Raw genomic sequence first — 12,240 nt, 5'->3', positions numbered from 1 at the left:
CATTAACACTCCTGAACGAGTAACAGACTGACGGAGCCGGACGCTCCCGGGATCATCAGCGAGTGAGGCATCAGAATTCCTGGCTGAGCAACAGATAGCTGAGCAGAAATACCGGCAGGGCGGCCGTCAGGCTATCGATCCGGTCGAGAATGCCGCCATGACCGGGCAGCAGGGTACCAGAATCCTTGATGCCCGCCTCCCGCTTGAACATGCTCTCGGTCAGATCGCCGAGTACGGATGCCAGCACCGCCAGCAGGGAGCAAAACAGCACAATGGCCATCTTGGCGGGCACGAAATCCATGAACCAGGTCACAGCAACGGCCAGCAGGCTGGCAGTAAACAGGCCGCCAAACATGCCTTCGATGGTTTTACCCGGGCTGACGGCCGGTGCCAGCTTGTGTTTGCCAAAAGCCTTGCCAAAAAAGTACGCGCCAGAATCTGCCGCCCAGACCAACCCCATGACGAACAGCAGGATCCAGGACCCCATCATGGGGTCGTGATAGAAGTTGTAACCACGGATAGCCACCAGGGACCAGAAGAAGGGCACCAGGGTCACCAGACCGAACAGGGACTTGAGCCAGATGGACTCTTTCCACAGCTTGGCGCTCTGGGGATAACGCAATACCAGCAATAGCCCCAGCAGCCACCAGCTGCACGCGGTCCAGAGCACACCCATCACCAGCGGGTTCAGATGAGGAGTCCACAGCTGCTCGACCGGCAGCAGGAACAGGCTGGCACCGAGCAGCAGACAGAACACCAGCGGCAACCATTGCTGCGGCTGGGCAGAAACGAAGCCGCTCCACTCGCGGCTGGCCAACAGAAACACCAAGGCTGCCAACAGGGCAAAGAATTTCAACGGCAGAAAAAATAGCGCCCCCAACACCAGGGGAACCAGTAGCAATGCGGTAATAATTCGTTGTTTTAGCAAAAGAAACCTCTCTCTTGGGAGGGGATTTAGCCGGTCTGATGCTCGGCGATCAATTCCCGTATCTGTTCACCCGTACACCCGAAGCGACGCTCGCGGGCAACGAAAGAGGCGACCGCCTCACTGAACTCGGCCTCGTTGAAATCGGGCCACAATACCGGGGTAAAATAGAGCTCTGCATAGGCGAGCTGCCATAACACAAAATTGCTGATGCGATGATCGCCGCCGGTCCGGATCAGCAGATCCACAGGGGGCAGGTCGGCCATGCAGACCTGTCCGGCCAGCAGGGACTCATCAATGGCATCGGCGTCCAGCTCGCCTGCCGCCACGGCACGGGCCAGTTTACGGGCCGCCAGGGCGATATCCCACTGACCACCGTAATTGGCGGCAATATTGAGGGTCAGCCCCTGGTTGTCGGCGGTCAGGGCCTCGGCCTTGGCGATCTTGGCTTGCAAGCGGTCGCTGAAGCGGGCGGTATCACCGATCACCTTGAGCCGGATCCCGTTGCTGTGCAGTTTACTGACCTCACGGCCCAGCACGGTCAGGAACAGCTCCATCAGGGCACTGACCTCCCCTTCCGGCCGCCGCCAGTTCTCACTGGAGAAGGCAAACAGGGTCAACGCCTCTATCTTGGCGCGCGCGGCAAAGGTCACCGCCTCACGAACAGACTTCACGCCCGCCTTGTGACCATAGACCCGCATCTTGCCACGGTTCTGAGCCCAGCGCCCGTTGCCATCCATGATGATGGCCACATGACGAGGCAAGGACGAGTTGGCACAATTACCTAACGCTGCCAAAAGCGACATTCATTTCTCCCACAAAGACAAAAGCGCCGTGCAGGGGCACTACACGGCGCTCGTAATATACCTGTCAGAGACTTAGATTTCCATTAGCTCCTTTTCCTTCGCGGCCAGGGCGTCATCCGCCAGCTTGATGAAGGCATCGGTGAGTTTCTGGATCTCTTCCTGGGCACGACGGTCGTCGTCTTCGGAGATCTCTTTGTCCTTGAGCAGCGCTTTCAGGTCGGCGTTGGCATCGCGACGGATGTTGCGCACGGCCACACGGGCACCTTCGGCTTCGGCACGGACGATCTTGGTCAGATCGCGGCGACGCTCTTCGGTCAGCGGCGGCAAGGGCACGCGCAAGGTCTGGCCATTGCTGGACGGGTTCAGGCCCAGATCAGAGGTCAGGATTGCCTTTTCTACCGCCTGGATCATGGAGCGGTCAAAAATGGAGATGGACAGGGTACGAGCATCTTCTGCCACCACGTTGGCCAACTGTTTCAGAGGAGTGGCAGCACCGTAATACTCAACCTGGATACCGTCGAGCAGGCTCGGGTGAGCACGGCCGGTACGGATCTTGGACATCTGGGTCTTGAGCGACTCTACGCTCTTGGCCATACGGTCCTTGGCGTCGTTTTTAATCTCGTTGATCACAGTGGTTTTCCTTTTGGCGAACGAGCCGCCACGCGGCTCGTGTCTATCATATTTATTTGCTGGCGTAATGAATTAAGAGCGCCTTCCAGCCTGATCTCTTGCCTTACTTGCCGATGTGGTGGATCAGGGTGCCTTCCGGCTCACCCATGATAACCCGACGCAGCGCACCCGGTTTGTTCATGTTGAACACGCGGATCGGCAGATCATGGTCACGGGCCAGAGTAAAAGCAGCAAGATCCATCACTTTGAGTTCTTTTTCAAGAACTTCATCATAACTCAATTCATGGTACAGCACGGCATCCGGGTTCTTGACCGGATCATCCGTGAATACGCCATCGACCTTGGTGGCCTTGAGCACCACGTCGGCTTCGATCTCGATCCCGCGCAGGCAGGCCGCGGAGTCGGTGGTAAAGAAGGGGTTGCCGGTACCGGCAGAGAAGATCACTACCTTGCCGGCGCGCAGCTGGCTGATGGCCTCGGCCCAGCTATAGGAATCACAGACGCCCTGCAGAGAGATGGCAGACATCAGACGGGCATTCACATAAGCACGATGCAGGGCATCACGCATAGCCAGACCGTTCATGACGGTGGCCAGCATACCCATGTGGTCGCCCACCACGCGGTTCATGCCCGCTTTGGCAAGACCAGCACCACGGAACAGGTTGCCGCCACCGATGACCAGACCGACCTGAACACCCAGCTCAACCAGTTCTTTGATCTCTTGGGCCATCCGTTCCAGCACCGCCGGATCAATGCCAAAACCCTCGGATCCTTGCAGGGCTTCACCACTCAACTTCAGAAGAACACGTCTGTATGCAGGCTTGGGATTGGTACTCATGTCACTGATTCCTGGTCATATAAAGACCGCGACATAAGTCGCGGTCTGGGGAAACGGAAAAACCGGTTCGGTTAGGCCTTCTGAGCGGCCGCGATTTGGGCTGCAACTTCAGCAGCGAAATCGGTCTCTTGCTTCTCGATGCCTTCGCCCACTTCGAAACGGGTGAAGGAGACAACGTCAGCGCCTTCTTTCTTCAGCAGCTCGGCAACCGTCATGGCAGGATCCTTCACGAACGGTTGACCAGTCAGGGAAACCTCACCGGTGAACTTCTTCATGCGGCCTTCAACCATCTTCTCGGCGATCTCTTTCGGCTTGCCGGAGTTGATGGCGATGTCGATCTGAATTTCGCGCTCTTTGGCAACGACTTCAGCAGACACGTCTTCAGGCTTGACGAATTGCGGGCTGTTGGCTGCAACGTGCATGGCCAGATCTTTGGCCAGCTCGGCGGAACCACCGGTCAGCTTGGTGATAACACCAATGCGGGAACCGTGAACGTAGGTGCCCAGGTTGTCACCTTCAACCAGCATCACGCGACGCAGGTTCATGTTCTCACCGATCTTGGCGATCAGGTTGGTGATGGTCAGCTCGATGGACTCACCGTTGCCGAAATCGGTCGCTTTCAGGGCGTCGACGTCAGCAATTTTCTGGGTCGCAGCGATATCGGCGATCTTCTGGCCCATTGCCATGAAGCTGGCATCTTTGGCGACGAAGTCGGTTTCGCTGTTCAGCTCGATCATGGCAGCAATGTTGCCTTCGGTACGGGCGAAAATCACGCCTTCAGCAGCGATACGGCCTGCTTTTTTGGCGGCTTTGGCCTGACCGGATTTGCGCATGTTCTCGATTGCCAGCTCGATATCACCAGCAGCTTCTTCCAGTGCTTTTTTGCAATCCATCATGCCAGCAGCAGTGCGCTCGCGCAGTTCTTTTACCAGGGCGGCAGTAACGTTAGCCATGTCCAGTATCCTCGGTCTTGAATTGACAAGAAACAGGGGCCACAAGGGCCCCTGCTAACCAATTACATCAGCTTGGTTAATAAGGGCTTTTCAGTCCTTATCAATTACTCAGCTTCAACGAAGCCATCTTGTTCGGCTTGAACAACGATGTCCTGAGCGCGAGCTTCCAGTACGGTGTCAGCAGCAGCATTCAGATACAGCTGTACGGCACGGATAGCATCGTCGTTACCCGGGATGACGTAATCAACGCCGTCCGGGTTGGAGTTGGTATCAACGATGGAAACTACCGGGATACCCAGGTTGTTGGCTTCTTTGATAGCGATGTGCTCGTGGTCGGCATCGACAACGAACAGCACGTCAGGCAGGCCGCCCATGTTCTTGATACCACCCAGGCTCTTCTCCAGCTTGTCCATTTCGCGAGTACGCATCAGCGCCTCTTTCTTGGTCAGCTTTTCGAAGGTACCGTCCTGGCTCTGGGTTTCCAGATCTTTCAGGCGCTTGATGGACTGACGAACGGTTTTCCAGTTGGTCAGCATGCCACCCAACCAGCGGTGGTTGACATAGAACTGGTCGCAACGACCGGCGGCATCTTTTACGGCTTCAGACGCGGCACGCTTGGTACCTACAAACAGTACCTTGCCCTTCTTGGCAGCTACGGAGCTGATGAAGTTCATGGCATCGTCAAACATCGGAACGGTTTTTTCCAAGTTGATGATGTGAACCTTGCTGCGGGCACCGAAGATGTAGGACTTCATTTTCGGGTTCCAGTAACGAGTCTGGTGACCGAAGTGAACGCCGGCTTGCAGCATGTCGCGCATAGAAACTTTAGCCATTTTATACCTCTGTATTGGGGTTAGGCCTCCACACATCCCATGTAACCGACCCCAAAGGGGCACCCCGGTACAGGTGTCGATGTGTGTGTGTTATTGAGTAAGGGTGATGAAATGCGGACGCAAGTTCCCCATTCCGGCGCGCTTTATACCATAACTTTGGCCAGGACACCACCGGCCGGAGTGCTAAAAATGGATCCCTCTGCTGGATGCCAGACAGAGGATTTGACGTTGTGATGACAATCACACTGGAAGTAAACGGGGGTTGGGGATAAAATTTTGGCCTGATTGCAAACGCATCTATTTTTCATTACCTGATTGTTGGGCATCGACCGTATGCGCAGTCAGGCCCCAAGAGAGATCCCATGTCCATTAAAATCAAGACACCGGAAGAGATTGAAAAGATGCGCGTTGCCGGCCAGCTGGCCGCCGATGTGCTAATCATGATAGCCCCCCACGTCAAGGCTGGCGTCACCACCGACGAGCTGAACACCCTGTGCCACGACTATATTGTCGACGTGCAGCAGGCAATCCCGGCCCCGCTCAACTACCACGGCTTCCCCAAGTCCATCTGCACCTCGGTGAACGACGTCATCTGTCACGGCATCCCCAATCACAAGAAATTGCGGGAAGGGGACATCATCAACCTGGACATCACTGTCATCAAGGATGGCTTCCACGGCGACACCTCCGCCATGTTCATCGTGGGTGAGACCACACCGCTGCGTCGCCAGCTGTGCAAGGTTGCCCAGGAGAGCCTGTATGCCGCCATCAAGCAGGTGCGCCCCGGCATGTGCATCACCGAAATAGGCGCCCTGATCCAGCCCATCGTCGAGAAGGCTGGCTTCTCCGTGGTGCGCGACTACTGTGGCCACGGCATCGGCAGCGAATTCCACGAGGAGCCGCAGATCCTGCACTACCGCAATGGCGGCAAGCTGGAGCTCAAGCCGGGCATGTGCTTCACCATCGAGCCCATGGTCAACAGCAAGAAGTATCACTGCCGCATCAACCCGAAAGATGGCTGGACCGTGACCACCAAGGATGGCGGCGACTCCGCCCAGTGGGAGCATACCCTGCTGGTAACCGAGGATGGCTGCGAGGTGCTCACCCTGCGCCCCGATGACACCATTGAGCGTGTTATCCGCCACGTTTGATATTCAACCCCGGCCACACGCCGGGGTTGATCTTTATCCGGCCAGACCGAGAGTGTGAGATGCCATGGATGCCAGCCTGCTTTCCCCCCATCTGTTACCCGACGATCAGCTCACCCGCGAGAACTGCAAAGAGTATCTGAGCCGTTTTCTCGGCTGGCTGCACGCCCGTTTCGATGCCGGTGACAACATCATTGAACTGGTGGCCACCCGCTCCGAATACATGGATGATCTGCTGACCCGGCTGTGGCAGAAGTTCGGCTTCGACAAGACGGCGCTCACCCTGATCGCAGTGGGCGGCTATGGCCGTGGCGAGTTGCACCCCCACTCCGACATAGACCTGCTGATCCTCTATGAAGGCGATGAGCTGGACGAGGTGCTGGGGCTGCGCATCGGCGAATTCATCACCTTGCTGTGGGATCTCAAGCTGGAGGTGGGTCAGGCGGTACGCAACGTGGCTGAATGCATAGAGCAGGGCCGCGCCGACATCACGGTCGCCACCAACCTGATCGAGGCACGCTACATCACCGGCAACCTGGAAGGCTTCCAGCAACTCAAGGAGGCAACCGGCCCCCAGCACTTCTGGCCGAGCGAGCAGTTCTTCCAGGCCAAGCGCGAAGAGCAAGCGCTGCGCCACCAGCAATTTCAGGGCACAGCCTACAAGCTGGAGCCGGATCTCAAGAGCAATCCGGGCGGACTGCGGGACATCCAGACCCTGGCCTGGGTCGCCCGCCGCCATTTCGGCGCCACCACCTTGTTCGAGATGACCAGCCACGGCTTTCTCAACCGGGCCGAGTATCGTGAGCTGCTCGACTGCCAGAATTTCCTGTGGAAGGTGCGTTTCGCCCTGCACATGGCCATCAACAAGGGCGACAACCGCCTGCTGTTCGACCGCCAGCGCACCGTAGCCCAGATGCTGGGGTTCGAGGGGGACGGCAACAGCCCGGTCGAGCAGATGATGAAACGCTTCTATCAGACGGTGCGGCGGGTCTCGGAGCTCAACGAGATGCTGTTGCAACTGTTTGACGAAGCTATCCTCGGCAACACCGCCATGGACGTGCGCCGCCTCTCTGACGAATTCCAGCTCCGTGGTCGCCTCATCGACGCGGTGGATGCCGAGCTGTTTGGCCGTGAGCCCGCCGCCATACTGCGGCTCTTCTACCAGATAGCCCAACATCCCGAGATGGCTGGCATCCACTCCGCCACCCTGCGCCAGCTGCGCGAGGCGCGCCGCAAGCTCAACTGCTGGCTGCAGGATTTGCCCGAGTGCCGTCGCCTGTTCATGGCGCTGCTGCGCCACCCCAACGGCATAGGTCAGCCGCTCACCCTGATGCACAAATACGGGATCCTGGCGGCCTATTTGCCCCAGTGGAATCTCATCGTGGGCCAGATGCAGTTCGACATGTTCCACGCCTACACGGTCGATGAGCACACTCACCGGCTGCTCAAGAACATTCACCAGTTCCCCAATCCGGCCAGTCGCCAGAGCCACCCGCTCTGCCATGAAGTGTTCACCCGGCTGCGCAAGCCGGAGCTGCTCAGTATCGCCGCCCTGTTTCACGACATCGCCAAGGGCCGGCGCGGGGATCACTCCGAGCTCGGCGCCGTGGATGCACTGGAGTTTTGCCAGCTGCACGGCCTGGATCGCTACGAGAGCAGGCTGGTCGCCTGGCTGGTGCGCCACCACCTGCTGATGTCAGTCACCGCCCAGCGCCGCGACATCTATGATCCCGAGGTGGTCACCGACTTTGCCCAGAAAGTACGCGACGAACAACATCTCGACCTGCTCTACTGCCTCACTGTGGCCGACATCTGTGCTACCAACGACAGCCTCTGGAACGACTGGAAAGGCACCCTGCTACGCGAACTCTACTTCGCCACCCAGAAGGCGCTGCGCCAGGGGCTGGAAAATCCGCCCGACATGCGGCTGCGCATTCGCGAGAACCAGCGTCAGGCGAAACAGATCCTGGCCCAGCGTGACGTGCCGGAAGCGGCCATCAACCAGCTGTGGAGCGACTTCAAGGCTGACTACTTCCTGCGCCACAGCCCGGAGCAGATCGCCTGGCACTGTCGCAAGATCATCGCGCATGGCGACAACCCGGCCCCGCTGGTGATCATCGGCAAGCATCCGACCCGGGGGGGCAGCGAGGTGTTCATCTACTGTCGCGATACCCCAAACCTGTTTGCCACAGTGGCCTCGGCGCTGGATCAGAAGAACCTCAACATCCACGATGCCCAGATCATGAATTCGCGCAGCGACTATGTGCTGGATACCTTCGTGGTGCTGGAGCCGAGTGGCGAGCCCATCAGCCCCAACCGCACCGCCACCATCAAGAAGGCGCTGGAGAAAGCCTTGCAGGAGCCGGGCAAGCTGGTGCTGCGCAACAAGCCGCTGTCGCGGCGCCACCGCCAGTTCAGCGTACCGACCCGCGCCGTCTTCCTGCCCCACAAGGGCGAAAACCGCCACACGCTACTGGAGCTGACGGCGCTGGATACGCCTGGCCTGCTGGCACGGATCGGTGCCGTGTTCCAGCAGTGCGGCCTCTCCCTGCATGCGGCCAAGATCACCACCATTGGCGAGCGGGTGGAGGATTTCTTCAGCCTCACCACCCTGACGGGCGACCCCTTGACCCAGAATGAGCAGCAGGCGCTGGAAGAGCGGCTGGTGAATCAGCTCAACCCCCAGGCGTCGGCCGATGAGGAGAGCAGCGACAGACCGGAGAAAGGCCTCACAAGACGCCTTTCTTCATCCTGATTTATCAAGCAGAACAAATGGTTGGACCACTTAAGCACAATAAATCACCGTTCTCCCGAAGAAATCGGCTTGAGCCCTTAAAAACAATTGGAAAAGTGTGATACAACAAACCGAATTTTTTAAAGGAAACCTGTCATGACCGAGTTGCAACAGATCATCGAAGCGGCCTTCGAGCGCCGTGATTCCATCACGCCAGGCTCAGTCGATGCCGCCACCAAAGCCGCCATCCTGCAAGCCATCGACCTGCTGGATACCGGCAAGGCCCGTGTCGCCGAGAAAATTGCTGGCGAGTGGGTGGTACACCAGTGGTTGAAGAAAGCGGTACTGCTCTACTTCCGCATCAATGACAACGGCATCATCAAGGGCGACGATGCCCAGTACTACGACAAGGTTCCCCTCAAGTTCTCCGACTACACCGCCGAGCAGTTCAAGGAAGCGGGTGTGCGCGTGGTGCCACCGGCGACTGCCCGCAAAGGCGCCTTCATCGCCCCCAATACCGTGCTGATGCCCTCCTATGTCAACATCGGCGCCTTCGTTGACGAAGGCACCATGGTCGACACCTGGGCTACCGTGGGCTCCTGCGCCCAGATCGGCAAGAACGTGCACCTCTCCGGCGGCGTCGGCATCGGTGGCGTACTGGAGCCACTGCAGGCCAACCCGACCATCATCGAAGACAACTGCTTTATCGGTGCCCGCTCCGAAGTGGTTGAAGGGGTTATCGTCGAGGAAGGCTCCGTCATCTCCATGGGCGTCTTCATCGGCCAGTCCACTCGCATCTATGATCGCGAAACCGGTGAAATCCACTATGGTCGCGTACCGGCGGGTTCCGTGGTCGTCTCCGGCTCCCTGCCCTCCAAGTGTGGCAAGTACAGCCTGTACGCCGCCGTGATCGTCAAGAAGGTGGATGCCAAGACCCGCGCCAAAGTCGGTATCAACGCCTTGCTGCGCTCCATCGACGAGTAATCAGCATTGCTGTGATGAAAAGGGCGCCTTATGGCGCCCTTTTGATTTTGGCGCCCCTGTCACAGGCAAGCCATCAGGCTTCGGTTAAGATAGACGGGTCAGGATCGTTTCAAACCGAGGAAGCCCGATGTACGAGAATCTGAAGAGCCTGGGGATCCAGGAACCCACCTCAGTGGACAGCTATACCCTGCGCCAGGAAGCCAATCACGACATCCTCAAGATCTACTTCAAGAAGCAGAAGGGCGAGTTCTTCGCCAAGAGTGTCAAATTCAAATATCCCCGCCAGCGCAAGACCATGCTGGTCGACTCGGGTACCCATGAGTACAAGGATGTCACCGAAATCAACGCCAATCTCAAGTATGTGGTGGATGAGCTGGATAACCTGACTCAGGGCGTGCACACCCAGGCTGACCCGGATATCAAGCAGAAGATACTGCGTGATCTGCGTCATCTTGAAAAAGTGGTGCAGAACAAGATCCGCGATATAGAGCGGGATCTGGAGAAACTCTAGCCCCCCCCCAACTTGCCAAAAGAGCGCCAAAGTGGCGCTCTTTTTATTGGCAGGCTTTATCTACTGATGACGCTCGATAAGGTGAGCTAAGCATGCCACCTTATGAACAGGGCCGACTTTCCACTGCGCCACTTGGGCAACCCCATACCTGCCCACGTCGACGCGCACTATCCCGGACCACACATAGAAAGAGGGAGGCTTTCGCCTCCCTCTTCAAACATGCAGATATTTAGGCAACAGGATTAGTTGCTCTTAATCCAGATGTCCATGTCGGTTTTCAGGTTGTCGGACTTGGTACCGAAGATGGCTTGTACGCCGGAACCAGACACGACCACACCGGCAGCCCCCAGTTTCTTCAGACCAGCCTGGTCAACCTTGGCAACATCGTTCACACCAACCCGCAGACGGGTGATGCAGGCATCCAGAGAAGCGATATTCTCTTTACCACCGAAGGCGGCAACCAGAGCAGCAGACATCCCGTCCTTGCTTTGGCTAACGGTCTCTTCAGCAGTCTCGTCTTCACGGCCCGGGGTTTTCAGGTTCATGGCACGGATAACGAAGCTGAACACCACGTAGTAGATGACCGCGTAGACCAGACCCAGACCTACCAGCAACAGCATGTTGTCGGCACGGGGTGATTGCACCACGAAGTCGATAAAGCCGTTGGAGAAGGTATGACCGTGTACCACGCCCAGGGAGTTGGTCAGCACATAAGCCAGACCAGCCAGTACAGCGTGGATTGCGTACAGCACAGGGGCGATGAACAGGAAGGAGAACTCGATCGGCTCGGTGATACCGGTCAGGAAAGAGGTCAGGGCGGCAGAGGCCATGATACCAACGATCTTGGCGCGGTTTTCCGGCTTGGCAGCGTGAGCGATAGCAAACGCAGCAGCAGGCAGACCGAACATCTTGAACAGGTAGCCACCAGCCAGCTGACCAAAACCGTTACCGGCAGCGCGGGAAGCGTCATCAGCAGTCAGGAAGCAGGTCATGATACCGTGAACAGTTTCACCGGCAGCGTTAACACAGGTACCTGCCTGATAGAAGAAAGGCACGTTCCAGATGTGGTGCAGACCGAACGGGATCAGTGAGCGCTCAACCACGCCGTAGATACCGAAAGCCAGTACCGGGTTCTGGTTGGCAGCCCAGTCAGAGAAGGCACCGATGGCAGCGCCAACTGGCGGCCAAATTACCGACAGGATCACACCCAGGCCGATAGAGACGAAACCTGTGATGATGGGGACGGCACGCTTGCCCGCGAAGAAGCCCAGATACTCTGGTAGCTGGATCTTGTAGAAACGGTTGAACGCCCAGGCGGCGACACCACCGGCGAGGATACCGCCCAGGACACCGGTGTCGATCTTGTCAACACCCATCACTGGCGCCATCACAGACAGGGTGGCGGTCATGATACCGTAGCCAACGATGGCTGACAGACCGGAAACACCGTCGTTATTGGTAAAGCCGAGGGCCACACCGACGGCGAACAGCAGGGCCATCTGACCGAATACCGAGCCACCGGCCTGTTCCATCAAATGGGAAACAATTTCTGGCAACCAGCTGAAGTTTGCAGCACCGACGCCGAGCAGGATACCTGCTACTGGCAATACGGAGACGGGCAACATCAGCGATTTACCAACCTTTTGCAGATTAGAAAACGCATTTTTCATCATGAGTGTATGCTCCTGAATGGATTATCTTCCCGTAAACGCTTCAGTCCAATTGATAGACGATCACGAGCATCATCTTCATCGGCATGAATTCGATTGGGGGGTTGTTTATTTTGACCAGATGAATATAACCCAGTAGATCGGAAATTTCTTCGTTCAGGCGCAAGGGAATAAAGAATTTGGAGGGGAGATCACAAGATAATTCTGA

General features: G+C 57.5%; 11 protein-coding genes. 4 read left to right on the top strand and 7 right to left on the bottom strand.

The window, feature by feature from the left end; all coding sequences use genetic code 11:
* Nucleotides 1-70: 70 nt before the first annotated feature.
* The 6 genes from WJM78_RS04530 to rpsB form a co-directional block, all read right to left on the bottom strand.
* Nucleotides 71-928, bottom strand: coding sequence for a phosphatidate cytidylyltransferase (locus WJM78_RS04530; protein WP_042038158.1), 858 nt, complete (start codon nt 926-928; stop codon nt 71-73).
* Between the two features lie 26 nt (nt 929-954).
* Nucleotides 955-1,731: a polyprenyl diphosphate synthase gene (uppS, locus tag WJM78_RS04525; RefSeq protein WP_042038156.1), complete on the bottom strand. Its 777-nt coding sequence runs from the start codon at nt 1,729-1,731 to the stop codon at nt 955-957.
* Between the two features lie 72 nt (nt 1,732-1,803).
* The gene (gene frr, locus WJM78_RS04520) at nt 1,804-2,361 is read right to left on the bottom strand and encodes a ribosome recycling factor (RefSeq protein WP_287146108.1); all 558 of its coding nucleotides are present in this window, start codon (nt 2,359-2,361) and stop codon (nt 1,804-1,806) included.
* A 103-nt stretch (nt 2,362-2,464) separates the two neighbouring features.
* On the bottom strand, nt 2,465-3,199 hold the full coding sequence (gene pyrH / locus WJM78_RS04515) for a UMP kinase (protein ID WP_042038153.1): 735 nt from the start codon (nt 3,197-3,199) through the stop codon (nt 2,465-2,467).
* Between the two features lie 71 nt (nt 3,200-3,270).
* A complete protein-coding gene (gene tsf / locus WJM78_RS04510; RefSeq protein ID WP_212513615.1) occupies nt 3,271-4,152 on the bottom strand; it encodes a translation elongation factor Ts in 882 nt (293 codons plus the stop codon).
* 104 nt (nt 4,153-4,256) lie between these two features.
* The gene (rpsB, locus tag WJM78_RS04505) at nt 4,257-4,985 is read right to left on the bottom strand and encodes a 30S ribosomal protein S2 (protein ID WP_005312073.1); all 729 of its coding nucleotides are present in this window, start codon (nt 4,983-4,985) and stop codon (nt 4,257-4,259) included.
* Nucleotides 4,986-5,347: 362 nt separating this feature from the next.
* Between rpsB and map the strand changes: the two genes are divergently transcribed.
* The 4 genes from map (at nt 5,348) to WJM78_RS04485 (ending at nt 10,362) form a co-directional block, all read left to right on the top strand.
* Nucleotides 5,348-6,136 (top strand): type I methionyl aminopeptidase, encoded by a 789-nt coding sequence (gene map / locus WJM78_RS04500; protein WP_108537428.1) that lies wholly within the window; start codon nt 5,348-5,350, stop codon nt 6,134-6,136.
* A gap of 64 nt (nt 6,137-6,200) precedes the next feature.
* A complete protein-coding gene (gene glnD, locus WJM78_RS04495; protein ID WP_339014027.1) occupies nt 6,201-8,888 on the top strand; it encodes a bifunctional uridylyltransferase/uridylyl-removing protein GlnD in 2,688 nt (895 codons plus the stop codon).
* Between the two features lie 135 nt (nt 8,889-9,023).
* On the top strand, nt 9,024-9,851 hold the full coding sequence (gene dapD, locus WJM78_RS04490) for a 2,3,4,5-tetrahydropyridine-2,6-dicarboxylate N-succinyltransferase (RefSeq protein WP_042038143.1): 828 nt from the start codon (nt 9,024-9,026) through the stop codon (nt 9,849-9,851).
* A gap of 127 nt (nt 9,852-9,978) precedes the next feature.
* On the top strand, nt 9,979-10,362 hold the full coding sequence (locus WJM78_RS04485) for a DUF3461 family protein (protein ID WP_042038140.1): 384 nt from the start codon (nt 9,979-9,981) through the stop codon (nt 10,360-10,362).
* Nucleotides 10,363-10,604: 242 nt separating this feature from the next.
* Here WJM78_RS04485 and ptsG read toward each other — a convergent pair whose 3' ends face one another.
* Nucleotides 10,605-12,035, bottom strand: a complete 1,431-nt coding sequence (gene ptsG, locus WJM78_RS04480; protein WP_108537429.1) for a PTS glucose transporter subunit IIBC — start codon at nt 12,033-12,035, stop codon at nt 10,605-10,607.
* Between the last annotated feature and the right edge of the window lie 205 nt (nt 12,036-12,240).

Source organism: Aeromonas popoffii (assembly GCF_037818705.1).
Taxonomy (GTDB): Bacteria; Pseudomonadota; Gammaproteobacteria; order Enterobacterales; family Aeromonadaceae; genus Aeromonas; species Aeromonas popoffii.
Note: the sequence above shows the minus strand (reverse complement) of the source record. Positions and strands in the feature narration are given on the sequence as shown.

What these genes read in the sequence shown, in the direction of transcription:
- uppS (WP_042038156.1), bottom strand. Translation starts at nt 1,731, where the DNA reads ATGTCGCTTTTGGCAGCGTTAGGTAATTGTGCCAACTCGTCCTTGCCT.
- pyrH (WP_042038153.1), bottom strand. Translation starts at nt 3,199, where the DNA reads ATGAGTACCAATCCCAAGCCTGCATACAGACGTGTTCTTCTGAAGTTG.
- tsf (WP_212513615.1), bottom strand. Translation starts at nt 4,152, where the DNA reads ATGGCTAACGTTACTGCCGCCCTGGTAAAAGAACTGCGCGAGCGCACT.
- rpsB (WP_005312073.1), bottom strand. Translation starts at nt 4,985, where the DNA reads ATGGCTAAAGTTTCTATGCGCGACATGCTGCAAGCCGGCGTTCACTTC.
- map (WP_108537428.1), top strand. Translation starts at nt 5,348, where the DNA reads ATGTCCATTAAAATCAAGACACCGGAAGAGATTGAAAAGATGCGCGTT.
- glnD (WP_339014027.1), top strand. Translation starts at nt 6,201, where the DNA reads ATGGATGCCAGCCTGCTTTCCCCCCATCTGTTACCCGACGATCAGCTC.
- dapD (WP_042038143.1), top strand. Translation starts at nt 9,024, where the DNA reads ATGACCGAGTTGCAACAGATCATCGAAGCGGCCTTCGAGCGCCGTGAT.
- WJM78_RS04485 (WP_042038140.1), top strand. Translation starts at nt 9,979, where the DNA reads ATGTACGAGAATCTGAAGAGCCTGGGGATCCAGGAACCCACCTCAGTG.
- ptsG (WP_108537429.1), bottom strand. Translation starts at nt 12,035, where the DNA reads ATGATGAAAAATGCGTTTTCTAATCTGCAAAAGGTTGGTAAATCGCTG.